The 26977-nt window shown below is 59.7% G+C and carries 26 protein-coding genes; 1 reads left to right on the forward strand and 25 read right to left on the reverse strand.

Annotated features, from left to right (window positions below):
- Positions 1–115: 115 nt before the first annotated feature.
- Entirely contained in the window at positions 116–973 is an 858-nt protein-coding gene (locus tag I2E45_RS03580; protein ID WP_229058809.1) for a MurR/RpiR family transcriptional regulator, read from the forward strand.
- Positions 974–1032: 59 nt separating this feature from the next.
- Here the strand turns inward: I2E45_RS03580 and I2E45_RS03585 are convergent, their stop codons facing one another.
- From I2E45_RS03585 to ileS, 25 genes are all read right to left on the reverse strand, one after another.
- Positions 1033–2661: a DNA repair protein RecN gene (locus I2E45_RS03585; protein ID WP_195444338.1), complete on the reverse strand. Its 1629-nt coding sequence runs from the start codon at positions 2659–2661 to the stop codon at positions 1033–1035.
- Positions 2651–3511, reverse strand: coding sequence for an NAD(+)/NADH kinase (locus I2E45_RS03590; RefSeq protein ID WP_035138200.1), 861 nt, complete (start codon positions 3509–3511; stop codon positions 2651–2653). Before I2E45_RS03590 ends, I2E45_RS03585 begins: the two co-directional genes overlap by 11 nt.
- Complete coding sequence (locus tag I2E45_RS03595) at positions 3508–4311, reverse strand: TlyA family RNA methyltransferase (protein ID WP_195444370.1); 804 nt, start codon at positions 4309–4311, stop codon at positions 3508–3510. The genes I2E45_RS03590 and I2E45_RS03595 overlap by 4 nt, the downstream gene beginning before the upstream one ends.
- A 35-nt stretch (positions 4312–4346) precedes the next feature.
- On the reverse strand, positions 4347–4586 hold the full coding sequence (locus I2E45_RS03600; protein WP_006233978.1) for an exodeoxyribonuclease VII small subunit: 240 nt from the start codon (positions 4584–4586) through the stop codon (positions 4347–4349).
- 2 nt (positions 4587–4588) lie between these two features.
- A complete protein-coding gene (nusB, locus tag I2E45_RS03605) occupies positions 4589–5176 on the reverse strand; it encodes a transcription antitermination factor NusB (RefSeq protein ID WP_195444340.1) in 588 nt (195 codons plus the stop codon).
- A 3-nt stretch (positions 5177–5179) separates the two neighbouring features.
- Entirely contained in the window at positions 5180–5542 is a 363-nt protein-coding gene (locus I2E45_RS03610; protein WP_006233982.1) for an Asp23/Gls24 family envelope stress response protein, read from the reverse strand.
- 24 nt (positions 5543–5566) lie between these two features.
- The gene (gene efp / locus I2E45_RS03615) at positions 5567–6130 is read right to left on the reverse strand and encodes an elongation factor P (RefSeq protein WP_006233983.1); all 564 of its coding nucleotides are present in this window, start codon (positions 6128–6130) and stop codon (positions 5567–5569) included.
- Positions 6131–6289: 159 nt separating this feature from the next.
- Positions 6290–7420: a M24 family metallopeptidase gene (locus I2E45_RS03620; protein ID WP_055309495.1), complete on the reverse strand. Its 1131-nt coding sequence runs from the start codon at positions 7418–7420 to the stop codon at positions 6290–6292.
- A gap of 132 nt (positions 7421–7552) precedes the next feature.
- Positions 7553–8662 carry a hypothetical protein gene (locus tag I2E45_RS03625; protein ID WP_195444342.1) on the reverse strand — a complete coding sequence of 370 codons (1110 nt, stop codon included), beginning with the start codon at positions 8660–8662 and terminating at the stop codon, positions 7553–7555.
- Positions 8659–9192: a shikimate kinase gene (locus I2E45_RS03630; protein ID WP_195444344.1), complete on the reverse strand. Its 534-nt coding sequence runs from the start codon at positions 9190–9192 to the stop codon at positions 8659–8661. The genes I2E45_RS03625 and I2E45_RS03630 overlap by 4 nt, the downstream gene beginning before the upstream one ends.
- Positions 9193–9200: 8 nt before the next feature.
- Positions 9201–9698, reverse strand: a complete 498-nt coding sequence (locus I2E45_RS03635) for a YqeG family HAD IIIA-type phosphatase (protein ID WP_117769616.1) — start codon at positions 9696–9698, stop codon at positions 9201–9203.
- 1 nt (position 9699) lies between these two features.
- Positions 9700–11133, reverse strand: coding sequence for an endolytic transglycosylase MltG (mltG, locus tag I2E45_RS03640; protein WP_229058810.1), 1434 nt, complete (start codon positions 11131–11133; stop codon positions 9700–9702).
- Positions 11126–11554, reverse strand: coding sequence for a Holliday junction resolvase RuvX (ruvX, locus tag I2E45_RS03645; RefSeq protein ID WP_035138185.1), 429 nt, complete (start codon positions 11552–11554; stop codon positions 11126–11128). The genes mltG and ruvX overlap by 8 nt, the downstream gene beginning before the upstream one ends.
- A gap of 17 nt (positions 11555–11571) precedes the next feature.
- Positions 11572–14229, reverse strand: a complete 2658-nt coding sequence (alaS, locus tag I2E45_RS03650) for an alanine--tRNA ligase (protein WP_195444346.1) — start codon at positions 14227–14229, stop codon at positions 11572–11574.
- A gap of 151 nt (positions 14230–14380) precedes the next feature.
- On the reverse strand, positions 14381–15790 hold the full coding sequence (locus I2E45_RS03655) for an AI-2E family transporter (RefSeq protein WP_195444348.1): 1410 nt from the start codon (positions 15788–15790) through the stop codon (positions 14381–14383).
- Entirely contained in the window at positions 15787–16578 is a 792-nt protein-coding gene (locus I2E45_RS03660) for an RNA polymerase sigma factor SigF (protein WP_022094589.1), read from the reverse strand. Before I2E45_RS03660 ends, I2E45_RS03655 begins: the two co-directional genes overlap by 4 nt.
- Before the next feature lies 1 nt (position 16579).
- On the reverse strand, positions 16580–16957 hold the full coding sequence (locus I2E45_RS03665) for an ATP-binding protein (RefSeq protein ID WP_006233993.1): 378 nt from the start codon (positions 16955–16957) through the stop codon (positions 16580–16582).
- Entirely contained in the window at positions 16950–17537 is a 588-nt protein-coding gene (locus I2E45_RS03670; protein ID WP_195444350.1) for a hypothetical protein, read from the reverse strand. The genes I2E45_RS03665 and I2E45_RS03670 overlap by 8 nt, the downstream gene beginning before the upstream one ends.
- 100 nt (positions 17538–17637) lie before the next feature.
- On the reverse strand, positions 17638–18987 hold the full coding sequence (locus tag I2E45_RS03675; protein WP_195444351.1) for a replication-associated recombination protein A: 1350 nt from the start codon (positions 18985–18987) through the stop codon (positions 17638–17640).
- 61 nt (positions 18988–19048) lie between these two features.
- On the reverse strand, positions 19049–20296 hold the full coding sequence (locus I2E45_RS03680; protein WP_195444352.1) for a deoxyguanosinetriphosphate triphosphohydrolase family protein: 1248 nt from the start codon (positions 20294–20296) through the stop codon (positions 19049–19051).
- Positions 20297–20327: 31 nt separating this feature from the next.
- Complete coding sequence (locus I2E45_RS03685) at positions 20328–20750, reverse strand: prepilin peptidase (protein WP_006233998.1); 423 nt, start codon at positions 20748–20750, stop codon at positions 20328–20330.
- An 81-nt stretch (positions 20751–20831) separates the two neighbouring features.
- On the reverse strand, positions 20832–22127 hold the full coding sequence (locus I2E45_RS03690) for a glycosyltransferase family 2 protein (protein ID WP_195444353.1): 1296 nt from the start codon (positions 22125–22127) through the stop codon (positions 20832–20834).
- Between the two features lie 82 nt (positions 22128–22209).
- Positions 22210–23223 (reverse strand): RluA family pseudouridine synthase, encoded by a 1014-nt coding sequence (locus tag I2E45_RS03695; protein ID WP_195444354.1) that lies wholly within the window; start codon positions 23221–23223, stop codon positions 22210–22212.
- Positions 23223–23750, reverse strand: coding sequence for a signal peptidase II (gene lspA, locus I2E45_RS03700; protein WP_249934429.1), 528 nt, complete (start codon positions 23748–23750; stop codon positions 23223–23225). Before lspA ends, I2E45_RS03695 begins: the two co-directional genes overlap by 1 nt.
- A gap of 294 nt (positions 23751–24044) precedes the next feature.
- Positions 24045–26822 carry an isoleucine--tRNA ligase gene (ileS, locus tag I2E45_RS03705; protein ID WP_229058814.1) on the reverse strand — a complete coding sequence of 926 codons (2778 nt, stop codon included), beginning with the start codon at positions 26820–26822 and terminating at the stop codon, positions 24045–24047.
- Between the last annotated feature and the right edge of the window lie 155 nt (positions 26823–26977).

A 26977-nucleotide genomic window follows, 5' to 3' on the forward strand; every position in this document is an offset into this window, starting at 1 on the left:
AGTGAAAGTTTACCATCAACACTTGAAACGGCAAGGTGTATCTTGTAATTGAAAATGCCCGTATACTATGGCATTGCAAATCAAGTTAGATTTTCATGCCAACCAGGAGCCATCCATGACCGATAGTAGCAAAAGCGCACTTTCCCTCATTAGTACCCACCAGGGATACAGCGAGTCCGAGCAGCGCATTGTCGACTATATATTGGAGCACCAGTCCGAGGCGCCACGCCTCACGGCGGCTCAGCTCTCGCGCGCTGCCGCCACGTCCGAGGCGACCGTTTCGCGTTTCTGCCGCAAGCTGGGCTTTGGCAGCTTCCGCAGCTTTCAGTTTTCGTTGGCGCGCGACTTAGAGAGTCAGCGCAACGAGGGCCTGACCGACGAGGTCTCGCTCGACAACATGGAGCAGAGCCTTAAAAATATCCTCGCCGCCAAGGTGAGTGAGCTTAATGCGACCATCGACGGCATTGATCACGACACGTTGGCCGCAGTTGTACACGCGCTTAAGAATGCCGGCGTTATTGAGTTTGCGGCCGTAGGCAACACCAACGCCGTCGCGCTCGACGCGACGTTCAAGTTCTCGCAGCTGGGCCTTCGTTGCATGGCAAGCACCATCAGCGAGACCTCGATTGGTTTTGCGCTCACGCTGCGCCCCGGTGACGTTATCGTGCTGATCTCAAACTCCGGCAAGTCGCGCCGTCTGAATCGAATGTCAAAAGCGGCTCGCGACTGCGGCGCAACCGTAGTCGTCATCAGCAGCGACAGCAAATCCCCGCTCGCGCGCCTGGCAGACTACACCTTTAATACCGTCAACCACGAAGCACTACTGACAACGGGCGACTTCGCGTTCTCCAAGATGAGCGCCACGATGATCATCGAGGTCATCTACAACTTCCTGCTGCCCGAAATCGAAGACGCCCGCGAGCATATCAGCTGCTACGAAGAGCTCATCCAGCCGGATAAGGTTGTGGAGTAAAACGCGTAGTGGGACAAAAATTTCAGTCTATTTTGTCCCACCAACACCGCTGATACGACCTAACCTCGAGCTTCTTCAAGCATCTGCTTGGCATGCGCAAGACTTGCCTCCGATTGGTCGCCGCTGAGCATGCGGGCAATCTCGGCAGTGCGAGCATCCCCAGCCACCTCATCCAGATGCGTCTGGGGAACGTCGCCGGGCTCTTTACTGACCACGTAGTGCTTGTCGGCCATAACCGCAACCTGCGCCAGGTGTGTTACGACGATGACCTGATGCGTGGCGGCAAGATCGGCCAGCACACCAGCAAGAGCGCGGGCCGTGGAGCCGCCGACACCAGCATCGACCTCGTCAAACACCAGCGTATCGACACCGTCCGCGTTACCGAGGACAACCTTACTTGCCAACATGACGCGGCTGAGCTCGCCGCCCGACGCAATGCGGCGCAGGGGACGTGGAGTCAAACCGGCACCGCTGCGGTATAGCAGCTCGTAGCTCGAAGGACCAACGGGCGTCCACTCAGCACGGGGAAGATCACGCGACTCCCAGACGAGCTCGGCGCCGCCCATCTCCAGGCGAGCCATCTGGCGGCAAACCTCGTGGCAGAAGCGCGGGGCCGCCACATTGCGAGCGCGCTTAAGTGCCTTGGCAGCGGCAAACAACTCGTGCTCGGCGCTCCCGAGTGCCTCACGCGCCTTTCTGATCTGTTCATCGCCATCATCGACCAGGGACAGCAGCTCTTGCGAGCGATCGCGCATGGCAAAAACATCGTCCATGGTAGGACCCCACTGACGCAGCAGGCCCTTGAGGTCGGAATACCGCTCACGCATGCGAGCGAGCTCGCGCGGATCGAAGGCGACGCCATCGCGATAGGCACGAAGTTCGTTCGCGCAATCCTCAAGGGAGATACAGGCATCCGAAAGCAAATCGGCAATGTCGCCAAGTTTGCGATCGACGGAAGCCATACGGGAAAGTTCTGCCACGGCGCTGTTCACGGCATCGAGCGCTCCCCCTTCAGAGGCAAGCGATGCATGGGCATCATTAGCTGTGGCAACCAGCACCTCGGCATGTTCGGAGCGCGGCAGCAGTTCCTCGAGTTCCTCATACTCGCCCGGTTTGGGGTCGACCTCGCCGATACGCTCGAGCGCAAAGCGCGCTTCCTCGACGCGGCTCCCCTGCGCACGCGAGGTCTCTTCGACACGTCGAACCTCCTTAGCGGCAGCGCGCGAAGCCTTAAAGCAGGCGCGGTAGTGCTCGAGCGCCTCGAGTGCAGGGCGCCCTGCCCAGGCATCGACCATCGCAACATGATGCGCCGGATCGAGCAAGCGCTGGTGCTCGTGTTGGCCGCACAGATCCATCATCACGCCAACGCGCTCCGAAAGCTCGCGCACACTGGCGATGCGTCCGTCAATCTTCACTCGGCTGCGGCCCTCGGCAGAAAGACTGCGCTGCACGATGAAGCCCTCCGTGTCGTGCGGGCCGTCAAACAGGCGCGCCTCGACGCTCGCCAGCGCCTCGCCCTCGCGCACCATAGACGAATCCGCGCGCTCACCCAAAATAAGCTTGAGGGCCGAGAGCAGCGCGGTCTTGCCGGCACCGGTCTCGCCGGTCAGGACAGTCAGGCCGGCACTCGGCAGCAGCGTCGCCTCGCGAATGAGCGCAATGTTAGAAACCTGCAGCTCATCGATCATGACGGACTCCGTAGAATACGCGGCTCACCGAGTTATAGAAGCTCTCGGGGCCGTAATCCAGCAGCAGCACATCACCGGGCCCGCGACGCACCGCCACGCTCTCAACGGTGCCATCGCAAGTAATAAATTGTCCATCGATAGCGATCGCCGGAACGCTCGGACGGTCATCAGACATAAAGATTTCGACGACATCACTCGGCGAAGTCAAGAAGGCACGGGCCTGAATGGTGTGCGGCGCAATAGGTACGCAGACCATACCCGTATAGTCGGGGCTCACGATGGGGCCACCGGCACTGAGCGCGTACCCCGTAGAACCAGTCGCCGTGGACACGACCACGCCGTCGCCACGCAGTCGGTCGATATGGTGGCCCGACACCGTGATGTCGAACTCGACCATATCGGACAGCGGACCGCGGGTAAGCGCCATGTCGTTGAGGGCGAAGGTGCGCACGACATCCTTCGTACCGTCTTCGCGCACGGACACGATATCCGCGGCGATGGTGGCGCGACGGCTCACGTGCAGCTCGCCGGAAAGGGCGTCGCTCACGACCTGCAGAATGTCGCGCTCCTCGGGGCTCGCAGCAGTTAAAAAGCCCAGGTGACCATAGGAAAGACCGAGGATAGGAATCTCGCGATGGTTGAGGATGCGGGCAGCGCGCAGCAACGTACCGTCACCGCCGAGCGTAATGACCAGATCGGAGCCGTCAATATCAGGCGTGCTCTGAATCTTCGATCGCTGGTCGGCAGCCCATGCGACCTCATAGCCCTGGCGCGTCAGCCAAAGCTCGAGCATCAGGCCGCTCTCGACCGCCTCTTGCTTGTAGTAATTGGGAACCAGAAAGACCTTCATAGCGTTGCAGCTTTCTCGCTCAAAACCGATACCTGAGATTGCAGCACGTCTTGCGAGCGGTCGCCAGATTCAAATCTCGTGCCGTACAGGAAAAACTCAACGTTGCCCTTGGCACCATGAATGGGCGACACGCACACATCGACCGGGAACAGCCCCTTGGCAGCAAAGAGCTCAACCGCCGCCACGAGCGTATCGCGGCGCACGGCGGGATCGGTCACAATGCCGCCCTCGCCCACCAGCGCCGCCGGAGCTTCAAACTGCGGCTTTACGAGCGTGCAGAATGCACCCGTAGGCGCCAGGCACGCCAGTACCGCATCGATAATGTTCGCGATGCTGGTAAACGAGACATCACACACAGCCAGGTCGATGGCGCCGGCATAGCCAAGCTCAGGCAGCTGCGTCACGTTTGTGCGCTCATGCAGCGTCACGCGATCGTCCTGACGCAACGACCAATCGAACTGGGCGCGACCCACGTCCACAGAGACAACAGTCGCAGCTCCGCGCTTGAGCAGGCAATCGGTAAAACCGCCGGTAGAGCAGCCCACATCCAAACAGGCAAGGCCCGTCGGATTGATGCCAAACGCATCAAGCGCGCCTTCGAGCTTAAGACCGCCGCGGCCAACATAGGGAATACGCCCCTTCACGTGCAGCGGCAGCCCCGGCATCACCTTAAGACCCGGCGAAGTCAAGCGCTCGCCGCCACTCGAGACCAAGCCGGCCATAAGAGTGCGAAGGGCATCCGCGCGATCGGCGCAGATGCCCTGTGAAATCAGTTCGTCATCAAGACGCACGCGTTTCATGAATGCCATCAACCATTCGTATCCAGAGATGCGGCCTAGCTATCCTGGGATTCGTTTGCCGCATCCTCATCGTATTCCTGTTCGAGCTTATCGGCCTCACGCGGCGTCAACTCAAACTTGTCGACCATATCGACCGCGCGGGAGCCCAGCTCAATCGCCTCGTCAAACAGATCGAGCGAACGCTCCAAGGACGTATCCTTGGAGCGAACGGTAGCGATGATCTGGTCCAGGCGATCCGAGATCTCATCGAAGTTGCGGACGGAACCCTCTGGCATGGCTACTCCTCGACGGAGTCGGCCTCGACGGCCTCAGCAGCGTCCGCATCCTCGGCAAGTACACCGGCGGCAGCCTGAGCGGCAGCGACCTTGGCGGCCGCCTCGGCAGCCTGGGCCTCCTCGCGGGCGCGATCTTCGGCCAGCAGCTCCTGGTACAGGTCCTCACCCGGCAGCTCCTCGCTGCGAGCGATCTTGCCCAGCACGCCGTTGACGAACGACGCGGACTGGTCGGTGCCATAGGCCTTGGCAAGCTCGACAGCCTCGTTGATCACGATGGCGTCCGAGACCTCCTCGTCGGTGAGGAAACGCATCTCGTAAACGGCGATACGCAGCAGATTGCGGTCGGCGCCGGGCATGCGCATAAGATCCCAGTTCTTGGCAACGGAGCGCAGAGCGCAGTCGATGCGGTCGATATGCTCGTAGGCACCGCGGCAAAGCTCCAGCGCATAGGGGTCGAGGGGACCCTTCGAGATCAGGAAATCGCCCTCGAGGACGCGCTCGAGCGGACTGTCCGTGGCCTCGGCCTGGAACAGCAGCTGCAGCGCCTGACTGCGGGCAAGCGTACGCCCGCGATAAACCTTAAGGCTCAAAGGTTACTCCTTGGGGAAAACGAGGCCGTCGATGCAAACGTCAACACGCTCAACCTCAACGCCCACCTGGGCATCGATGGCGGCGACCACGGCGGCGCGAACGGCCTCGGCGAGTTTCTTGAACGGATAGCCAAAGAACACCACGACGCGCACGGTGAGTGCGAGCTTGTCGCCGACGACCTCGGCCTCGACCGCCGGCTCAGAAGCCGGGGCCTTGGACGAGAGCATCATGGAGACAAGGTTGGTGGCAAGGTCCTTGACGCCAACGGAGGCGATGCCCTCGACATCCGACACGGCGCGCGAGACGATGGCGGTCAGAACATCGGGCGAAATGCCGATGCCGTCAATCTTGATTTCCTGGGGCATGAGTCCTCCTAGAAGAGTTGGTTGCTAGACGCGGGAGACGAACTTGCCGTCGCGGGTGTCAACCTTGATGACCTCGCCCTCGTTGAGGTACATGGGGACCTGGATGACAGCGCCGGTGTCGATCGTGGCCGGCTTGGTAGAACCCTGGACGGTGTCGCCCTTAAAGCCCGGGTCGGTCTGGACGATGGTGGTCTCGATGAACATCGGCGGGGTCACGCCCATGAGCTCATCGTCGGCGAAGAGCAGCTGGCAGATGTCGTTCTCGCGCAGCCACTTGGAGTTCTCGCCCACCATGTCCTCGGGAACGGGAACCTGCTCATAGGACTCGTTGTCCATGAAGATGTAGTCAGTGCCATCGTTGTAGAGGTACTGGAACTCACGGGTGGTGAGCATGACGCTCTCGAACTTGGTGCCGGCGTTGCAGGTGTTCTCGACAACGCGGCCGCTCTTGATGTCGCGGGTCTTGTAGCGCACAAACGCGCCGCCCTTGCCCGGCTTGACATGCTGGAACTCGACGATGGTGTAGACCTTGTCCTTGATGCGGAGACCGAGGCCGTTCTTGAAGTCGGCGGTAGAAATGGTAGGCATAGCGACCTTTCTTGTTATGGGCAGAACGCACAAGCGTCCAAATTACATACGACCGAAATTATACACTTGCAGACGGCGCCTGCAGCGAGCGCATAAAAAGAGAACGCGGGGCGCCCGAATTACTCCGGACGCCCCGCCCCAAAAATCTATCGAAATGGGCTAGCAATCGATGACGTGCAGGTCGTGCGGGGTCTTGGTGAAGGGCTCGTAGCCGTTCTCGGTGACGACACCGTAGTCCTCCAGGCGCACGCCGCCCACACCGGGCAGGTAGACGCCGGGCTCCATGGTAATAACCGAGCCGACCTCAATGATGTTCTTGCTACGGTTGAAGTTGGGCAGCTCGTGGATGTCGATACCAACGCCGTGGCCCAGGCCATGGTTGTAGTAATCGCCATAACCGGCATCGCCGATGATCTTCTTGGAGAGCTTGAAGATGTCGTTGCCCTCGACGCCCGGATGGATGGCGGCGACGCATTCCTCGTGCGTACGGCGCACGAGTGCGTACAGGTCGAGCTGCTCCTGCGTGGGCTCGCCCATCACGACGGTGCGTGTCATGTCGGAGCGGTAATCGCAGTAGCCCGCACCGTAATCCATAAGAACGAAATCGCCCTTCTCGATCACGCGGTCGCTCGGCACGGCATGCGGGTTGGCGGTGTTGGGACCGCTCGCCACGATGGAGCCAAAGGCAAGGCTATCGGCGCCGTTGGCGAACATAAAGTTCTCGAGCTCGTTGCGAACCTGCTTCTCGGTCATACCGGGCTTAATAAAGCCGAGCATGTGCTGGAAGGCGGCATCGGTGATCGACTGCGCATGGCGCATGAGCTCGATCTCCTCGGCATCCTTGATGGCGCGCATCTTGCGAATGTCGTCGTGCATCAGCGGCAGCATGCAGGCAACGGAGCGATCCTCCAGGCCGCGCTGAATACCCTGGTAGAAGTTAATCTGCATATCGTCCTCGACAGCACAGACACGGCACTTGTTAGCCGCAATCTTGCCGGCGACCCAGCCGGGGATGGTGCCCTCGTCCATGTCGTAGACCCAGGGGCTGCCAGCGGGCGTGTTCTCCTCAAAGCTGTTGAGATAGCGCGAGTCGGTATGGAACAGGCACTGGTCAGCCGTAATAAACGCCGCGTGCGGGAACTCGAAGGTGTAGTCGAAGACGCCCTTCACGCCCGTGAGCCAACGAAGATTTGCCTCGTCGCGCACCACGATAGCGTCGTAGCCGCGCTCGACCATCAGGGCACGGACACGTTCGATACGACCGGCAGGACCGGCAGCAAACTCAGACATGCAGATTCCTTTCTTATTGTCTCTATAAAGACGGGACGGGTCTCAACCGAACGTCAGAATCGCATGCGATCCGCAACCGATTGGAAACCCGTCCCTCAACATGATACGAAAGACGAAGGATGTCAATAAAACTTAGAGAAGTTCTTTGCGAGAAGCCAAGTAGGCATGAGCATGGCGCTCAAGAACCTCGTCCTCAACGCTCGTTAGACGAATGGCGCCGAGTGCCGCGGGCAGCGGCAACATGCTGCGGTTTGAGCGGGCGAACTGCTGCTTGCGGAACTCCTCGATAAACGCGGTGGGCTCCAGGTCGAAGGCAAGCTCCTCGATACCAAAGTCCTCCAGGCAGTCATCGACCTCAAAAACGTAATCGATATCGAAGTCACAAGCATCGTGGGCAACGCGCGCCTCAAAACGCATGCCCTCGGATAACAGCTGATAGGCAGGAACCTGCGAAGCAGCATCGCCCAAGCAGGCGCGCAGGGTACGCTCCCCCGTCTTACCAAAATCGAGCGCATGGCGGGCGCTCGGGTTCGTGGCCATCAGTACGTCCTTGCGGGCAGTCTGAGACCACTGCACGGCATTGACGAGCGCGACCTCCTCGCCCGCGAGAATCTCGGGGACGGTCTCAGTAAACTGATTCCAGCGGGACTTGCTGCTCGAAAGCATGGTGCCAACAAGTACCACATAGCCGAGCTTGAGGCCCTCGGGGTCCGCCTCGCGAACAAGGTCGAGGTCGCACACGACCAAGCCCGGCTCGGGACGGAACGCGATAGCGGGAAGTGCATTCGCCGACGAGGCGACGAGCGGCTTCATGGTCGTCGCGACCGTAAGCATGGCGTCGAACGTCGTCGGCAGCAAGGCGCACTCGGTTCGGCCGCACCACTGGTTGGCGCACCAGCTAACAACCGAGCAGGTTGCGGCATCGCCAACGGCGACAACCAGATCGTCGCAGGTAACGCCGTTGGCAGACAGGGCGCCAAAGATAGCATCGGCATCGGCCAGCGTAGCACCGGCAGGCGAAACCTCGAGGACGAGCTGCGACACGGCAAAGCCGGCATCGACCAGCGCATGCTCGACGACCTCACCAAAACGCTCGGATGTGACGTCGTTCCAAACTACCATCGCACGCTTAGGCTTGCCAACGACCGAGGCAAACATGCGCGACAGCTCCTCGAACGCGCCCAATCCGACGCGGACATCGACACTGCGGTTTTGGAAATTGATCAGTTGACGGCGAATCATAGCAGTCCACGCTCCAAAAGCATCTCGGCACAAAGGTAGGAAACGTCCTCGAAGGACTTGTTGCGAATATCAAGGGTAAGGTCGGCGGCTTGGCGATACAGCGGACGGCGAAGCTCAAACAGGCGCGCAGCATGCTCGGGCGAGCGAAAATCGGGGCGCGTGTCGGACCGACGAATCTGGCGAATTGAATCCTCGAAGTCGCCCTCGAGGTACACGCACGTACCCATTTCGTGCATCAGCTCAATATTCACCGGCGTCTCGACGATACCGCCCCCGCACGAAACCAACAGGCTGCGCTCGCTTTGGAGCGAACGGAGCGCCGAGGTCTCGAGCTCGCGAAAACGATCCTCGCCCTCGGTCTCAAAAATCTCGGTTACCGACTTGCCGCAACGGCGCACGACCAGGCGGTCGGTATCGACAAAACGCCGCTTAAACATAGTGCCGACGTTGCGCGCGAGCGTCGATTTGCCCGCGCCCAAAAAGCCGATAAAGAAGATATGGTCGCAGCCGTGTTTGGTGTGCTGGGACATAGCGAGACCTAATCCTCGCAGGGAAGGTCGCGCAGGGCCCGGCGCTCAAAGATACGGAAGATCTGCGTATACCACAGGTCCTGCGTCGCCTGCGGCTTTACCAAGATGGTATCGACGCCGGCGAAGTTGCCGCTCCACACGTCCGTGTAGAGCTGATCACCGATCAGCACCGCCTCGTCGGCCGTGGCGCCGAGGCGCTTAAGACCTGCCTTGAGGGCAAACGGCGCCGGCTTCATGGCGTGGCTGATGGCCTCGAGTCCCAGCTCACGTGCAGAGCTCATGACCTGGTCGCGATGCCAGTTGTTGGACACCATGCACAGCTTAAAGCCTTTGGCGCGGGCGGCATCGAGCCAAGCGGAAACCGCGGCGGGAACCTGCTCGGTGTCGCGCGGCACCAGGGTGTTATCGCGATCGAGCAGAATGGCGCGTTTGCCATCGGCCCAGAGGGTATCGAGGTCGATGCGATCGACCGAGGCAACGTATCGTTTGGGGCTAAAAATCCTCATGCTAATTCCAAGACTGTTGATGCTCTTCGTAGGTTTGCGAGAAGTACTCCTCGTCCTGCGTAATGTAGAAATACAGGTCATCGGAGTCGGTCGGCTCAAGCGTGGCCTTGAGCGCCTCGAGCGACGGAGAGCAGATGGGCGTGGGCGGCAGGCCCTCGTGCTTATAGGTGTTATACGGGCTATCGCTTTGCAGGTCGTCGGCGGTAACCTCTCCACCGGTGACATACATCATGGTCGCATCGCTGTTGAGATAGCGCAGACCGTCGAGCTTGCCGGCAAGGCGGTTGTAGAAGACCGAGGCCACGTGCGCACGTTGATCGGCGTTGAGGCCCTCGCGCTCAACGATAGAAGCCAAGTTGACGATGTCGTAGTCGGACATCTCCACACCGTAGCGCTCCTTGATCTTGGCTTCGCAGCTCGCAAAGTCTAGCGACTTATACTCGGTCTTAAACTGATCGAGCATAGCGCGAATCACGTCATCGGCCGTAGGCGAATCGCCCAGCGAATAGGTCTTGGGGAACAAGAAACCTTCGAGCGAGTCGTTAGCCGCGCCCTTAAGGAAGCTATAGTCATCCACGTAGTTGGAGGCCTTGGCCTGATTGAGGAAGTCTTCCTTAGAGATGCCGTCGTAGGCCTGGGCCACACGGTCGGCGACTTGATCGACCGTTAGGCCCTCAGGGATAGTCAGCGCATTGGAGCCCGCGTTGGGACCTTCCATGAGCTGCTGAACAACCTTGGTCGCATCCATGAGTGTGGTGAACGAATAGGTACCAGGCTTGAGCGACATATCGGCGTTGAGCTTTTTCACCGCCGCATAGTAATCCTTGGGATTTTCTACGATATGGTTCTCGGAGAGAATCGAAGCGATGCTGTCACCCGAGGCACCATCGGGAATCGTGATAGTAACCTGCTGGCCTGCAACGACTTTCGCACCCTCACCGCCAAAGAAGCCCTTGACGGCTGGCACGACAAAGAAAACGATCGCGGCAAGCGCGAGCACCGCCAACACAACGCCGATGATCATGGGAACCGGAGAACTCTTCTTTTGAGCACCGCGACGAGCATGCGTGTTGTAGCTCGAGCGGGTCGCCGGAGCAACGCCATGCGAACCGCGAGCGTGATGCGAATGCGATTGGGGGGTCTGCGTTCGCTGGGTAGGTACCTGCTGCTTAAAGCGGGTGCCGCCTGCAGGCTGGGCCGTACGAGCAGAAGGCTGCTGAGCCGCATGAGAAGCCGGATGCTGAACCGAACGAGCAGAAGGCTGCTGACCCGTCCGTTGAACAGGTTGGGCCGAACGAGAGAAGGACTGCACCGGGCGCGCGGCAGGCTGAGCTGCGCGCTGCGTCGGCTGTGCCGGACGCTGGCCAGGCTGGGCAGGGCGCGACTCCGGCTGACGTGTACGATTCGGCTGGCGCGGATCGGAAGCACTAGGCATGCGAAACCTCCTCGTTTTTACGATCGAGCCACGTCTGCAAAAACAGGCTGGCGGCAATCATGTCAATCTTGCCCCTCATCTGCTTTTCGTTGAGGCCCTGCTCGCGCAGGATACGCTTGGCCTCTTGCGAGGACAGACGCTCGTCCTCAAACTCCAGCGGAAGATCGAGCTCGTCGGCAATCTTTTGCGCCACGGCGGCAACGCGCTCGGCCTGGGGGCCGGGCTCACCGGCCATGGTCAAGGGACGTCCGCTTACCAGGATATCGGGCTCATAGTCCTCGACCAAGTAGCGAAACGTCTTTGCCATGCCAGTGACCTCGGCAGCCGGAAGCACCTTGACGGGCATCGCCATCTTGCCATCACGGCTCGAGACGGCGATGCCGATCCTGGTCTCCCCTATGTCCAGCGCAAGCGCGACCACAGCGACTACCTAGATTCTTAGGCGCCGAGCGCGGTCTTGGCGGCCGCGAGGGCATCGGCGATGCCGGCGGCGTTCTTGCCACCAGCCTGAGCCATGTTGGGACGGCCGCCACCGCGACCGTCGACCAGGCCCGCGATCTGCTTGATCACGTTGCCGGCGTGGAAACCGGCCTTGACGGCGTCATCAGAGCCGGCGGCGAGCAGGGCCGGGGTGCCCTTCTCAGTCACGCTGGCGACGACACAAGCGACAGGGCCGGCGACCTTCTGGTGCACGGTATCCCATACGTTGCGCAAGTCGGCAGCTTCAAGGCCCTGGAGCTCAGCAACGACCAGCTTGTAGCCGCCGAGCTCGACAGCACCCTCGATGGCACTGGAAATGGCGTCGGAGGAGCCACCGGTCAGAGCCTTTTTGAGCTTGTTGGACGTCTCGCGCAGCTCGGCCTGCAGGTTCTCCACACGGGCGGGAACCTCGTCGACGCGGCACTTGAGCGCAGCGGCAGCGGCGTCAACAAGTGCCAGGCGGTCGGCCATGTAATCGAGAGCGCCCTTAGAGGTCACGGCCTCGATACGGCGGACATTGGAGCCTGTGGAGGACTCGGAAATAATCTTGAACAGGCCGATCTCGGCGGTGTTGGCAGCGTGCGTGCCACCGCAGAGCTCACGGGAGAACGGCTGGTCCTCGGCGCCCACGGAGACGACGCGGACGACATCGCCGTACTTCTCGCCAAACAGAGCGACAGCGCCGGCAGCCTTAGCTTCGTCGATGCCCATGACACGGGTCACGACCGGCTTGGAAGCGAAGATCTGCTGGTTGACCAGGTCCTCGACAGCCTTGAGCTGCTCGGAGGAAAGGGCCTCGAAGTGCGTAAAGTCAAAGCGCAGGTGCTCGGGCGTCACCAGCGAGCCGGCCTGGGACACGTGCTCGCCCAGGACCTGCTTAAGGGCGGCGTCGAGCAGGTGCGTGGCGGTGTGGTTGCGGCGCAGGAAGCCACGGCGCTCGGCGTCGAGAGCGGCGGTCACAGCGGCACCAGCAGAAAGCGAGCCCTCGGCAACGTGGGCGACATGAGCATACAGGCCGTTGTGGTTCTTGGTATCGGAAACGGTCAGTGCAACGCCCTCGGCGGAAAGCTTGCCGGCGTCGCCCTGCTGGCCGCCCATCTCGGCGTAGAACGGGGTGCGGTCGAGCACGACCTCGACGTCCTCGCCGGCGGCAGCGGAATCGACAGACTCGCCGTTGCGCACGATGGCGACGACCTTGGCGCCCTCGATCACATCGTTGTCATAGCCGTCGAACTCGGTCGCGGCGACCTTGTCGGAAAGCTCGACCCACACGTCGTTGAAGCTGCCCCAGGCATCGCCCTTGGCGTTGGCGCGGGCGCGGGCCTTCTGGTCCTCCATGCAAGCGGTAAAGCCATCCATGTCGACGTCGTGACCAGCGGTGCCGGCGATCTCGACGGTCAGATCGATGGGGAAACCAAAGGTGTCGTGCAGCTTAAAGGCGACATCGCCCGGAAGCACGGCGCCCTCGGAAAGCGCTGCCAGAGCCTCGTCCAGATAGACGCGGCCGTTGTCGAGCGTCGTGGAGAAGCGCTCCTCCTCGGAGGCGACGATACCCTTGACGAGGGCGACGTTCTTGAGCAGCTCGGGATAAGCCTCTCCCATCTGAGCATTGACCTCGTCGATGAACTTGGTCAGGAAGGCACCCTCGATGCCCAGCAGGCGACCGTGGAACACGGCACGGCGGAGCAGACGGCGAAGGACGTACTCGCGACCCTCGTTACCGGGCAGGATGCCGTCCGAGATCATAAAGTCGACGGCACGGGAGTGATCGGCGATGATGCGCAGGGAGCGGCTGGCGCCGGAGTAATCGTCGGCGTCATAGGTCTTGCCGCTAATCTCCTCACCGAGCTTGATGAGGTGCTGCATCAGATCGCCGTCGTAGTTAGCAGTCTTGTGCTGCATGATAGCGGCCATGCGCTCCAGACCCATGCCCGTATCGAGGTTGCGGTGCGGCAGCTCCGGCATGGAGCCGTCCTCCTGGCGGTCGTACTGGGTAAAGACGAGGTTCCAGAACTCCAAGAAGCGGTCGCAGTCGCAGCCGGGCTTGCAGTCGGGGCTGCCGCAACCGACCTCCTCGCCCATGTCAAAGTAGATCTCGGAGCACGGACCGCAGGGGCCGGTGGGGCCAGCGGCCCAGAAGTTGTCGTCCTCGCCCAGACGCGAGATGTGATCCTCGGCAACGCCCAGGGAGCGCCACACGTCATGGGTCTCGTCGTCCTCGGTAAAGACGGTGAAGTACAGGCGGTCGAGCGGCAGCTTGAACTCCTTGGTGATGAGCTCAAAAGCCCAAGCGCAGGCCTGCTCCTTGGAGACGCCGCCAAAGGAGAAGTCACCGAGCATCTCGAAGAACGACAGGTGACGGCCGTCCTCGCCGATGCAGTCGATGTCGTTGGTGCGGACGCACTTCTGGCAAGAGATCGCGCCGATCTCCTTCATGGTCTTCTTGCCCTGGTAGTACTCCTTAAACTGGTTCATGCCAGCGTTGGCAAGCAGCAGCGAGGGATCGTCGGGAACAAGGGACGAAGAAGGATAGAGCTTAAGACCGCGCTCCTCAAAGAAGTTGAGGAACTTGGAGCGAATCTCGGCCGTAGTCATCGACGGGTAGTCAGCACTCATAGAGGGAATCTCCTCGGTTTCACATCGAAACAGTTCAAACGTAACGATATTACCATCCCACCGCGCCTATGCAAAAAAGAGGGTCGCCAAACAGCGACCCTCCAGCGAAATTGCATGTTAGCACGTATGAATGTTAACCCGAATTACCCCGCTAGTTGTCGTCATCGTCCATGGAGCCGTCGATGCCGGTTTTGGTATCGTCGTCCGAGTTGGAATCATCGTCCTTGGCAAAGGGGTTCTTGAAGAAGCCCGTGGCATCGGGCTGCAGACCCAAGAGCTTAATCCAGGGATTATCGAGCTCGGGCTTGGGCATGGCCTTGGCCTCGGGTGCAGTCTCGTTGCCGATGAGCTCGGACTCGTAGATGAAGGTGTCGTCGCCGAGCGCGTCGTAGGCGGCGACCGGGTTGCCATCGGCATCGCGGTACGGTGTGCCCTTAAACACGGCGCCGTCATAGGCCACAAGCTGGCGGCCGGTCTCATTCTCGAAGTAGTACACGAAGATACCCTTGAGGGCCGCGCACAGCGGGATGGCAATAATCATGCCGATGGGGCCCATGAGTGCCGAGCCAATAACGAGCGCCGTGAGGCTCATGATGGGATGCACCTGCACCGAGCTCTGCATGACCTTAGGAGAAATCACGTTGTCGGTGACGTTTTGCGCGACCATCGTCACGATGAGCGTCCATAACGCCAACATGGGGCTGAACATGAAACCGAGCACCGTGGCGATTGCTGCGCTCACCCAAGGACCGACGACCGGAACCAAATGCATGATGCCGGTAAAGATAGCCATGAGCGCCGCATACGGATGGCCGATGATCATAAAACCGATAAAGGCGAGGAAACCACCGCAGATGGACGTCACGACCATACCGCGCATGTAGCCGCCGACAGAGCGAGAAAGGATGGCGACCATAAAGCGGTACGAGGTCTCCTTCTCCTGACCGATGATGGTGCAAATCTCGTGGTGCATGCGAGGGTAGTCGCAGGCCATCCAGTACGCAAGCACCAGACCAAGGAAGATAACGAACAACTGCGAAGCCGTATTGGTGATGAGCGGGAACACACCGCGGCCAAGCTCGGCAGCGATCTGAGACACATACTTCGATGCCACGGCAACCAGCGACGAAAGATTATCGTCCAAATACTCCTTAAGCGGCGTGTTGTTGAGCGTCTTGGCATGCGAGATCATCTCATTGAGATCGCCACCCGCAACACGAAGCTGCTCGGGCAGGCGGCTCAGGACTTCCATGATCTGACCAAAGAGAATCGGCGACAAGATGCAAACGACACCGACGAGCACGGCAACAACAACAATAAGCGCGATAAGCGAACCGATGCCGCGATTCACGCCATGGTGCTCGAGCCAGTTGGTGATCGGGGACATCACAAAGGCAATGATGGAACCAACAGCGAGAAACTCGATAACCGGCGCCAGGATGCCCATAAGGTTAAAGATGACAGCAGCAATAACAATGCAGCCGACAACAGCCCAAATGCGCAGCGTCAGAACGCGGGTGTCGCGCAGCACGCGATCGGTTTGTTGGGGGTGCTCGCTCATGAACGAATCATCACTCCGTCGGGGTCGATCTTGTCCTGAATCTTCTTAAGCGTGCGGCGCAGCAGACGCGAGACCTGCACCTGCGAGATGCCCAGCTTCTTGGCAATCTCGATCTGGGTCATGCCCTTCACAAAGCGCAGCTCGATCACCTCGCGCTCGCGCGGCGAGAAATCGCGGATGGCTTCCTCGATCACCAGGCGGTCATCGGTAAAGTCGAGCTCGTTGTCATCGTCGGCGTAACGGTCGAGAATCGAGGGCGCATCGTCGGAATCGGACGCACCAGGAGCCTCGATGGGCACCGAGGTATAGGCCGAAGACGATTCCATAGCCTCGAGGACCTCATCGACAGTCACATCTAGATACTCAGCGATCTCCTCAACCTTGGGCGAACGCTGCAGCTCGTTGGTAAGTTTGTCAGTAGCCTGGTTGACCTTGGCCGAGAGCTCCTGCAGACGACGCGGTACGCGCACACTCCAGCCCTTGTCGCGAAAATGGCGTTTGATCTCGCCCAGGATAGTGGGTGTCGCAAACGTCGTGAACTCGAGTCCGCGCTCGGGATCAAAACGGTCGATAGCCTTGAGCAAGCCCAGATAGCCGACCTGCATGAGGTCGTCGAGCGGCTCGCCGCGATTCTTAAATTTGTTGGCAAGAAACCTTACCAGGTTCATATGGGACATGACGAGCTGCTCACGGGCGTCCGGATCACCGGTCTCCTTGTAACGACGAAACAGCTCGCGGGTTTTCTCCTTGTCCCAAGCGGTCTTGCCGCTCCGGGAACGTTCGGTCATATTAGATATCCGCCTTGAGGTCGAGGGAAAGCGTCAGGGGCGCCGTAGTCTTTTCGTAGGAGTCGCACACGCTCGCGAGGATGAGCTCGGCATACACCGCAGCCTGGTCGTCTTCATCGACCGTAGCCTGGTCGCCAAAGGTAATAGTCATGCCAACGTGGGTCTCATCGACATCGAATTTGATGGTGATGTCATCGCAGTCGACCGCGGTACAACCAAAGATGAAAGCCTCCTCAGCAGCCATGCGGATGTCCTCGATGCGATCGACAGACATAGAGCACAGAGCACCAACGTTGGCTGCCGTCATGCGCACAAGGCGAGCGAGACGCGGGTCACCGGCAACGGTCAGCGTGATAGGGCAGGTTGCTTCGCTACTCATTGCAGGACTCCTCAAAGGTCTCGGCGGGCGTATAGGTGTAATACTGCGCCGGCTTGGATACAGACTTCTGACCATCAGCGTCGCCCGCGGCGGCCTCGTCCTCGCCAATTAGGACGCGCTCGGTAGGCTGCTCGGCCTCCGCAGCGGCAGCGGCGAGCTTGCGATCGGCGTCGGTTGCAGGAGCCTTCACCTTATTGAAGAGCTTCTGCACAGCACCGGCGGCAGAGTCGGTCACGCTCGACACAGCATTGCTGGCCTCGGCCATGCTGCCCGTAACCTCGGAAATGTCGCGAACCACGGCTTCGACCTCTACGAGATTGGAGGTAAGGGCATCAACTGCCGTCTTGCTCGACTTAAGCAGCGGCTCCATCTGGGCAAGCGCCGGCGTAAGCTCATCGACAGCGCCATCGAGCTTTGCCACCACAGGCTGAGCCTCGGCGATGGTGTTGTTGAGGTCGTTCACGGTCTTATCGAGCGAGTCGACAACATTGCGGGTCTTGCGCAGGGTAAGCGCGAGCTCAGCGATGGCCCACACGCCGGCAACGGCGAGCAGCAGCAGGGCGATTTGAATGGGACTCATACAAGCCTCCCGGAAGAATCGAAATACAGACGCTTTTCATGGTACCCCAAAGGGGACCGAACATGCCAAGAGCAGCAACGTGGGACAAAATTATCAGCAGCTACCTCGGTGCATTCCCGCTGCGGTCTCGTTCGCTTTGCTCTACGCGCCACTCTTCCCAGCCGCGCCCGGCAGGCTGCCAAAATGCACCGCGTTCCAAGCCTTCGGGCAAATAGCGCTGATCGACCCAGCCTTCGGGATAATCATGTGGATACTTATACACACCGTATTCATCGCTGCCCGGGCGATGGCGATCGCGCAGATAACTCGGCACCTCGCGAAGCCCACTAGAATGGATATCGGCCAGCGCCGCATCGATCGAAGCCTCACACGCGTTGGATTTTGGCGCCAAGCACACATAGAGTGCAGCCTGAGCCAGGTTAATGCGGCACTCGGGATAGCCAATGACCTCGGCAGACTTAAACGCGGCATGCGCCACCAAAAGCGCCTGCGGGTCGGCGTTGCCAACATCCTCAGAAGCGAGAATCATAATGCGGCGAGCGATAAACTTAGGATCCTCCCCAGCATCGATCATGCGAGCGAGCCAATAGATCGTGGCATCGGGGTCACTACCGCGCATGGACTTGATGAACGCACTGATGATGTCGTAGTGCATGTCGCCGTTTTTGTCATACGTAAAGCCGCGACGCGGGTTGGCAATCTTCACGTCATCCACGGTGATGGGATAGCGCTCCCCCGCCGCAGGCGCTGGCGTTCCCTCGGTATCGGGACGCGTGACTGCAATCTCGCTCGCAAGCTCGAGCGTCGTGAGCGCCGAGCGAGCGTCACCCGCTGCCAGCGTGCAGATGGTCTTAACCGTATCCTCATCGGCCGAGAACTTGCCGTTCAAACCCTGCGGCGCCTCGAGCGCACGCTCGATAAGCGTGGCGATATCCTCGTCTTTAAGATGCTCAAGCTCCACCACGCGACCGCGCGAGAGCAATGCCGAGTTGACCTCGAAGTACGGATTCTCCGTCGTGGCGCCAATCATAATGACGGTACGGTTCTCAACCGCATGCAGCAAGGCATCCTGCTGAGACTTGGAGAAGCGGTGAATCTCGTCGATAAACAGGATGGTGCGGCGGTCGTAGGTATTCAGGCGCGTCTTGGCCTCGTCAATCACGCGGCGAAGATCCTTTACGGTACCCGTCACGGCGCTGACCTCGACAAACTCGCTCTTGGTATGGTTGGCGATAATGTGGGCCAGCGTCGTCTTACCCGTACCGGCCGGCCCGTACAGAATCACGCTCGAAAGCACGTCGTGCTCGATCGCGGCACGCAACCACGAGCCCTTACCGACGGCCTTTTGCTGACCCACGTACTCGTCGAGCGAATTGGGACGCATGCGCACCGCGAGCGGCGCATTTTTAAAGGAACGCTCGCGCGTCGAGGCAGAAAAAAGGTCGTCCATAGCCATCCCGTGCATCAATCAAAAACGTTTTCAACTAACCAGTATACCGAAAGGATACGAACTACCGTTCGTTAATATAGGTACGGTGCGGAAACTCCAGACCGGGGAACAGCTTGCTCGTCAGTTCGCAGAAATAACCGTCCGTCATGCTCGCGATATAATCCACCACGGCTTGATCCTTGTCGTCCTGCCAGGCATAGGTGCGATCGTAGTAGGAAAGCTGCTGCTCAATGCGCGAAATATGGTGCTTAAAGATGTACGAGGACTCGTCACCACTGTTTAGATCCCGCAGGCAACGGTCGTAGAGCTTTTCGAACGCCTCGCGCAACTCCACCTCGGAATCGCCTTCGATACCGCCCTTGCTATAGATCTTCTCGTAGTTCTCGCGCTTGGCTCGGCGGATTTCCTCAAACAGGTCCTCGCTCATCTCGATGCGCGGCTTACCATAGCTGTGCTCAACGATATCGATGGAGGCATGCGTGAGGATCCAACTGTTGTAGGCACCGCCCCGGCCATCATCAAAAGCGTCGGGTGACAGCAGGCCCGCCGCGATCGCATCCTGACGGTCACGACCGACGTAGGCAAGAATATCCGAGATGCGAACGACGCAGCCCTCGAGCGTCATGGGACGCAGATGCCCAATTGCGCTATAGCCCGTGGCAATGCAATCCTCAACCGTCTGGTCAAACTGGTCAAAGGAGCTCATGTCCGAGAGCTCAAACACACGCTGCTCGTACTCGCCGTTATGGCATAGCACGCCGTCGAGCGTCTGAAGCGACACGTTGCGGCCGTACAGTGTGTCGAGCACGCGGACCGACTGCACGTTATGGAAAAAATAACGCCCCGTACGCTCATGATAGATATCGTTGAGGAAGCGCTCGCCGGCATGGCCGAAAGGCGTGTGTCCCAAGTCGTGACCCAGGCCGATCGCCTCGATCAGATCGCAATTGAGCCCCAGGGCGCGACCGATATCGTGCGCAATGCGGGAGACGAGCTGCACGTGCAAACCGCGGCGTGACAGATCGTCATTGCTACGGAAGCTAAAGACCTGCGTTTTGCCTGCATAACGGGTGTACGCCGGAAGATGAAGTATCTTTTCGGTATCGCGCATAAACGCCGGACGCATAAGCGTGCCTTTGTCGGCGGCGCGATCAATACGACGAATGACCTGATCGTCGTTGCAACGATACGGGTTGACATAGCCCGAAGCACGATCGGCGGCAATGCGCTCGACAAGCTTGGGCGACAACGCCGAGGGAATACGGTCCATGCGCGCCTTAATGACGGCCGTTTCTTGATTAGATTCCATGGCATGCTCCTTAAAAAGGATGCGCAATCGGTTACAAAGTGCAGCCCACGACCTCGATTATGGCAAAAATCGGCACTAAAAACGGGAGCAATGGCAGGGAGCGCGATTTTGCGATGAGGCAAGCGACGGCAAGGGTCAGGAGCGCAACCGCAAACGCGACAACGCCGCCCAGGGGATCGAAGGTACAAAGGGCAAAGAGTGCCTTGACGTCCCCCATGCCAATGCCAGGAGCGTGGCGAACTCTACGCCAGAGCGACTCGGTAAGCACAAGGCCAAGGTAGACGATGACCGCAAGACCGGCGTGGTCAAGCGCTGTGTTCAAACCGAGGTCGAGCCAAACGCCCGCCAACGCCGTCACGGCACATGCGCCGGCAAGCCCATTGGGAAACCGTCGCTCTCGGGCATCAATTGCCACGCCGGCAAAGATGCAAATCCAAAACGGGATATAGACCATCGAAAACCTCCTTGAGCAGCTGCTCAAAAGCAAAAACCACCACAAAGGTGCCTGTCCCCTTTGCGGTGGTTTTGGTGGTGGTTATTTGGCGCCTTGCATGACCTCGTCAAGGGTAACGCTGACGGCGTGCTGCGTCGGGACCCAGTCGACCTTCAGGAACAGCGCGGCCACCGTGATGGGGATATAGCTGAACATAAAGATCGGGAAGGTAAACAGGTTAGTCACCAGACGCCACTTTTGCGCGCAGTGAATGTGCTTGTACTCAAAGATAGTCGTGAGCAGCGCCAGGATAAAGAAAGTCAGATACATCATGGCGAAGGTCATAATGAGCGAAGCGGCACAGGCCTGCATCTCGACTTCGGTAGCCAAAAAGCCGTGCGAGAGTCCACCCACGATCAGGAACGTCGCATTGGCGAGCATCGAGATGAGCGACAGCAGCATACCCGGGGCGATCGTCATGAACATGTCGTAGGCGGCAAAGCGATGACAGCGGAACGTCGACTTGACCAGATGCTTACCGTAGGTAAAGAACACCTGGTAAAAGCCCTTGGTCCAGCGCATACGCTGCTTCCAGGATGCCTTGAACGTCACGGGTTGCTCGTCAAAGAACTCCGCCGGCGCATAGCCAATGCGAATACCGTGAATGGCGCAGAACGTAGTGAACTGAATGTCCTCGGTCAGCGTGTGGAACTGCCAACCGTGCATGCCCTCGATAACGCTTGACGAGATAAGGTAACCCGAACCCGAAACAGCGCAGGACGTCTTGCAGATATTACGCGCGTTGTTGAGGAAGCGCGCCTCGCGTAGATACCACGTGGCATTAGCAGCCGAGATCCACGAGCTGCCGAAGTTCTTGGAATTGCGATAGCTCGTGACCACATGGAAGCCCTGGTCAAAGGCATCATTCATCTTGGAAACGTAATCGCGGGAGATAACGTTATCGGCATCGAAGATAAAGTAGCCCTCAAACGTGTCGGGATACTCGTTGAGAATGCGGTCGAAGCCAAAGTCCATGACCCAGCTCTTGCCCTTGCGGGCCAGGTCATTGCGCTCGTAAACAATGGCACCGGCCTCGCGTGCGAGCTGCGCGGTGTTGTCGGTGCAGGCGTCGGCAACGACAAAGACCTCGATAAGCTCGGACGGATAGTCCTGGTCCTTGATGGAGCGTACGAGATTGGCAATTACGGCTTCCTCGTTATGCGCAGCAATGAAGAAGGCATAGCGGTGAAGTTTTTTGGCCTTGGGAGGCGCGACCTCGCCACGAAGAGCGCCAATGACAAAGAAGACCACCTGGTACAGAAAGCAGACCGTGAGCAGCGTGACAACAATCTGGTTGAAGATCACGATGGGTGTGTTGGTTTGTAAAAAGGCGAGCATGCAGGCTCCCGAGAACGCGTTACGTAAACAACCGTATATCTTACCGCAGGCTTACCGAGTTCAAGAAACCACCTAATACTGGCTAGGCTTCGAGCAGACCGAGCTGCGGAACGATTTCGTCGCCGGCAGCGGTGCGGCCAAGCGAGCGCGGGGCCAGGTCGTCAAGAACCGCGGCGAGATCCCACGGTAGCTCGTCGCGGCACTCAATGCGCTCCCCCGTCACGGGATGGTCGAATGCAACACGCCAGGAATGAAGGAATTGCCTGGTCAGACCCTGATCGGCGCGTGCATCGCACTTGCCGTAGAGCGGATCGCCCACGCAGGCGTGGTTGATATGGCGCATATGCACGCGAATCTGATGTGTGCGGCCCGTAAACAGGTGGCACTCGACGAGCGTATAGCCGTCGTCAAAACGCGTGGAATCGAAGCGCTCGAGGACCTTAAAGGTCGTAATGGCCTGGCGCGCGAAAGGATCGTCCGAAACGGCCATCTTGACACGGTCACGCGTAGAACGGGCAATGCCGGTGTTAATGGTGCCCTCATCCATAGCGATATGTCCGTGAACGAGCGTGATATAGCGACGATCGAGCGTGCGCGTGCGAATGAGATTTTGGAGCGCGCGCTGCGTGTCGTCGTCTTTTGCCGCAAGCATGAGGCCCGAGGTATCGCGATCTAAACGATGCACGATGCCGGGGCGGTCCTCACCCTGCACGGTACCCAGATGGTCAATGCCGCAGTGGTAGACCAGAGCGTTCGCAAGCGTGCCGCTCTCGTGGCCATGGGCGGGATGGCACACCAGGCCGCGCTGCTTGGAGAGCACGATGAGGTAGTCGTCCTCGTAACGGATATCGAGGGGGATGGCCTCGGGAATCACATCAGTGGGATCATGCGGCTCGGGCAGGTCGACCGAGATGCGGTCACCGGAGCGCACAGCATATTTTTTTGATAGGCAGGTCTCGCCGTTCACGATTACGGCGCCGCCCTCGATCAGATGCGCGCAGGCAGAGCGCGTGGGGCAGCCGTCGTTGGCACCCAGAAAGGCGTCGAGACGCTGGCCAGAGCAATCGTCGGCAACAAGAATATGGATGTCGGCCATTAACGCTCATTCCTTTCGCGAATCTTGCGGGCACGCTCCCCACGCTGCTTGGCTTTGCGCTTGGCGCGGGCCTCATCACGGGCATTGAGCTCGGCAGTCGCATCGACTTCGCGGGCCGCAGGGCTCAAGAACATGTAGCCGATGAGGGCAAGCACAACGCCTACGGTGATGCCGATATCGGCCACGTTAAAGACGGGAAAGTCGATGAAGGTGGTGGCAATAAAATCGGTCACAAAGCCAAAAGCCAGGCGATCGATCGCGTTGCCAATGGCGCCACCCACGACCATGGCCATGCCCACAACCTCCAAGCGAGCAAGCTGGGGCGTGCGAAGCAAGTACACGGCAATGGCGACAATGACCGCAAGCGCCAGCAAAGCGAACGCAACGCCATGCCCCTCGCCCATGCTAAAGGCAGCACCGATATTACGGACAAACATAAAGTCAATGACACCGGGGATGACGGTCACATGCAAAGCGTCGCCCACGGCACGAACCGCAAGCTTGGTCAGCTGGTCAAGAAGCAGCACAACCAGCGCCACCCCACCAGCAACACCCAACCGCCAACGCAAAGGCGGCGTCATACCCCCAGCACGACCCAAATCAATCCCCTACCCTCAAGAACATCGAATTCCGTTTAACGCAATTAACCATCTTATATTGCCACACGCAGAGCGCACGACATATCCACCAACACAAGCGAAATAACCAGCATAAAAAGAAAGCGGCATTCCGAAAAACAGAATGCCGCTTTTATTCAGCGGAGCAAATGGGCCGAAGGCGCCCAAATTCTACCTATAACTAAAATGCCGAGTTACCGTGCCTTAAAGGGCATTCGCACACCTCTCGCAGATGTGAGCATGGCCGTTGTACTTGCCGACGGTGGTGCGGTAGTTCCAGCAACGGTCGCAGCACTCGCCCTCGGCAGCCTCGATAGCAACGGAGAGCTCCTCGCCCTGGGTTAGCTCAACATCGGAGACGATGTAGAACTCGGCCAGGTCGACGGCCTTATCACCGGTCAGCAGCGCGTACATCTCGGCGGGAACGACCGCCTTGACGCGGACCTGCTGGCTCTTGGTGAAGGTGCCGGCAGAACGGGCATCCTCGAGGGCCTTGGTCACGGCACTACGGAGCTCAAGTGAAGCCTCGAGCACGCCCTCAAACTCATTGGCCTCGTCGAACGTGATGGGCGACTTGTACCAATCGAGCAGCGCGGCGTACTTCTGGTGATCGACGCAGCCGGCGGGCGCATAGGCCATGGCCTCGTCGACCGTGTAGGAAAGGATCGGCTGCAGGTCGCGCATGAGCATCGAGAAGAGCTCGGCCAGCACGGTCTGGGCGCTGCGGCGCTCGAGCGAGCCGGGCTTCTCACAGTACAGACGGTCCTTCAGGGCGTCGAGATACACGTTGGAGAGCTCGGTAACCACGAAGTCGTAGAGCGCACGGTAGGCGCGCGGGAACTCGTAGCTGGCGTAGGCATCGTCGACCTCGGCCTGAACCTGGGTCAGACGGGCAACCATGAGCTTGTCGAGCGGCAGCAGGTCGGCAAAGGCGACGCCGTCGGTCTCGGGCTCAAACTGACCCTCGAGCTCGGAGAGCAGGAAGCGCAGCGTGTTGCGGAAACGACGGTAGGCATCGGATGTACGAGCAAGAATCTCGTGGTCGATGGACACGTCGGAGCTGGTATCGACAGATGCAACCCACAGGCGGATGATGTCGGCGCCCATCTCGTCACAGACCTTATTAGGGTCGATGACATTGCCGAGCGACTTGGACATCTTGCGGCCCTGGCCATCGAGTGTGAAGCCCTGCGAGACGACAGCCTTGTACGGAGCGTGGCCGTTGGCACCCACCGAAGTGAGCAGCGAGCTCTGGAACCAGCCACGATGCTGGTCGGAGCCCTCAAGATACACGTCCGCCGGGTACTCCAGCTCGGGACGGTACTCGCAAACGGCCTTCCAAGACACGCCGGAGTCCCACCACACGTCGAGGATGTCCTTATCGGCCTTGAGGTGATGGCCGCCACACTTGGGGCAGACGCAGGCATCGCCCAGGTAGCTCTCGGGAGCGTCAGTGAACCAGGCGTCGGAGCCCTTCTCGTGGAAGAGCTTGATGACGGCGTCGAGCGTGGCGTCGTTCATGACCTTCTCGCCGCAGTCGGCGCAGGTGTAGCTGGGGATAGGCACACCCCAGTTGCGCTGACGGCTGATGCACCAGTCGGGACGCTGCTCGACCATGGCGCCGATGCGGTTTGCCGCGTGGGCCGGATACCACTTGACGTTCTCGCGGACCTCCTTGCCGGCCTGCTCGCGCAAACCGGTCTTGTCCATCGAGACAAACCACTGGTCGGTAGCACGGAAGAGCACCGGGTGCTTGCAGCGCCAGCAGTGCGGATAGCTGTGCGTGATCTTCTTCTCGAGGACCAGGGTGCCGCGCTCGCGCAGGAACTCGATGATGTGCGGGTTGGCCTCATCGGTATCCATGCCGCTGAAGGGGCCACCGGTGCCAAACTCCTCACCGGTGTAGAACTTGCCGTCGTCATCGACCGGCATGCAGATGTCGGTGATGCCCTCCTTGAGGCAGGCGAAGTAGTCGTCGACGCCGTGGCCGGGCGAGTTGTGGACGATACCGGTACCGTCATCGACACCGACGTAATCGGCCAGCAGCGCCACGCCCTCAACGCCGTCAAAGATCGGCTGCTTGTAGTGGATGTGGTGGAAGGTCTCGGCGGGAACCACATAGGGCTTGCCGTCGACCACAACCGGGGTGTACTCCCAGCCAAACTCCTCGCAGCACTTGGGAGCCAGGTCCTCGAGCATGACCTCGGCGCGGCCGTCGTGCTCAACGGCGACGTAGGCGGCGCCGGGCTTAAGAGAAACGGCCTGGTCGGAGGGGATGGTCCACGGCGTGGTCGTCCAGATGATAAAGTCAACCGGGCCGTCGAAGTTCTCGAGGCCGGCGGGCTTGGAGGTCATCTCAAAGCGAACGAAGATGGAGGGGCTCGTCTCGTCGGAGTACTCAATCTCGGCCTCAGCAAGTGCGGTATGGCAGTGCTTGCACCAGTGGACGGGCTTGTGACCGCGATAGATCATGCCCTTGTCGAACATGGCCTTGAAAACCTCGATGTCGGCGGCGTCATGCTGGTGATAGAGCGTCAGATAGGGGTTGTCCCAATCGCCGAGCACGCCCAGGCGACGGAAGCCGGCCTTCTGCAGCTCGATGTTCTCGACAGCGAACTTATTGCAAAGCTCACGGATCTTAGCCGTGGAGGTCTGGTTGAACTTCTCGGTGCCGAGCTTCTCCTCGACCTTATGCTCGATCGGCTGGCCATGGCAGTCCCAACCGGGAACATAGGGAACCTCATAGCCCTGCATCATCCAGTAACGGTTGATCATGTCCTTGGAGATCTTGTTCATGGCATGGCCGATGTGAATCGGGCCGTTGGCGTACGGAGGACCGTCGTGCAGCACGAACTTCTTGTGACCCTCGTTCTTCTTCAGAACCTGCTCGTAGACCTTGTTGTCCTGCCAGTCCTTGAGTCGCTTGGGCTCGGACTTGGAAAGACCGGCACGCATGGGAAAACCGGTCTTGGGCAGATTCATCGTCTGCTTGTACTCGTTTGCCACGGTACCCCTTTCATGTCATGGGCGCACACGCCCGTTGGGCACCAAAAAAGCGCCCGTCCCTACAAGCTGGGACGAAGCGCCACAAAACGAGCTGTACGCCCGCAAAAGCTCTTCGTTTAACCACCCAGCTT

Source organism: Collinsella aerofaciens (assembly GCF_015555045.1).
GTDB lineage: Bacteria > Actinomycetota > Coriobacteriia > Coriobacteriales > Coriobacteriaceae > Collinsella > Collinsella aerofaciens_W.

Excerpts from the sequence above, each read along its gene's own strand:
- I2E45_RS03680 (WP_195444352.1), bottom strand. The coding sequence starts at position 20,296 with ATGGAATCTAATCAAGAAACGGCCGTCATTAAGGCGCGCATGGACCGT.
- I2E45_RS03610 (WP_006233982.1), bottom strand. The coding sequence starts at position 5,542 with ATGCCCCAGGAAATCAAGATTGACGGCATCGGCATTTCGCCCGATGTT.
- I2E45_RS03600 (WP_006233978.1), bottom strand. The coding sequence starts at position 4,586 with ATGCCAGAGGGTTCCGTCCGCAACTTCGATGAGATCTCGGATCGCCTG.
- I2E45_RS03630 (WP_195444344.1), bottom strand. The coding sequence starts at position 9,192 with ATGTCCCAGCACACCAAACACGGCTGCGACCATATCTTCTTTATCGGC.
- I2E45_RS03635 (WP_117769616.1), bottom strand. The coding sequence starts at position 9,698 with ATGAGGATTTTTAGCCCCAAACGATACGTTGCCTCGGTCGATCGCATC.
- I2E45_RS03655 (WP_195444348.1), bottom strand. The coding sequence starts at position 15,790 with ATGAGCGAGCACCCCCAACAAACCGATCGCGTGCTGCGCGACACCCGC.
- I2E45_RS03665 (WP_006233993.1), bottom strand. The coding sequence starts at position 16,957 with ATGAGTAGCGAAGCAACCTGCCCTATCACGCTGACCGTTGCCGGTGAC.
- ileS (WP_229058814.1), bottom strand. The coding sequence starts at position 26,822 with ATGAATCTGCCCAAGACCGGTTTTCCCATGCGTGCCGGTCTTTCCAAG.
- I2E45_RS03690 (WP_195444353.1), bottom strand. The coding sequence starts at position 22,127 with ATGCTCGCCTTTTTACAAACCAACACACCCATCGTGATCTTCAACCAG.
- I2E45_RS03670 (WP_195444350.1), bottom strand. The coding sequence starts at position 17,537 with ATGAGTCCCATTCAAATCGCCCTGCTGCTGCTCGCCGTTGCCGGCGTG.
- I2E45_RS03675 (WP_195444351.1), bottom strand. The coding sequence starts at position 18,987 with ATGGACGACCTTTTTTCTGCCTCGACGCGCGAGCGTTCCTTTAAAAAT.
- I2E45_RS03580 (WP_229058809.1), top strand. The coding sequence starts at position 116 with ATGACCGATAGTAGCAAAAGCGCACTTTCCCTCATTAGTACCCACCAG.
- efp (WP_006233983.1), bottom strand. The coding sequence starts at position 6,130 with ATGCCTACCATTTCTACCGCCGACTTCAAGAACGGCCTCGGTCTCCGC.
- I2E45_RS03590 (WP_035138200.1), bottom strand. The coding sequence starts at position 3,511 with ATGAAGGTCTTTCTGGTTCCCAATTACTACAAGCAAGAGGCGGTCGAG.
- I2E45_RS03620 (WP_055309495.1), bottom strand. The coding sequence starts at position 7,420 with ATGTCTGAGTTTGCTGCCGGTCCTGCCGGTCGTATCGAACGTGTCCGT.
- I2E45_RS03660 (WP_022094589.1), bottom strand. The coding sequence starts at position 16,578 with ATGACCGAACGTTCCCGGAGCGGCAAGACCGCTTGGGACAAGGAGAAA.
- I2E45_RS03585 (WP_195444338.1), bottom strand. The coding sequence starts at position 2,661 with ATGATCGATGAGCTGCAGGTTTCTAACATTGCGCTCATTCGCGAGGCG.
- I2E45_RS03695 (WP_195444354.1), bottom strand. The coding sequence starts at position 23,223 with ATGGCCGACATCCATATTCTTGTTGCCGACGATTGCTCTGGCCAGCGT.
- alaS (WP_195444346.1), bottom strand. The coding sequence starts at position 14,229 with ATGAGTGCTGACTACCCGTCGATGACTACGGCCGAGATTCGCTCCAAG.
- I2E45_RS03625 (WP_195444342.1), bottom strand. The coding sequence starts at position 8,662 with ATGATTCGCCGTCAACTGATCAATTTCCAAAACCGCAGTGTCGATGTC.
- I2E45_RS03685 (WP_006233998.1), bottom strand. The coding sequence starts at position 20,750 with ATGGTCTATATCCCGTTTTGGATTTGCATCTTTGCCGGCGTGGCAATT.
- mltG (WP_229058810.1), bottom strand. The coding sequence starts at position 11,133 with ATGCCTAGTGCTTCCGATCCGCGCCAGCCGAATCGTACACGTCAGCCG.
- I2E45_RS03595 (WP_195444370.1), bottom strand. The coding sequence starts at position 4,311 with ATGAAACGCGTGCGTCTTGATGACGAACTGATTTCACAGGGCATCTGC.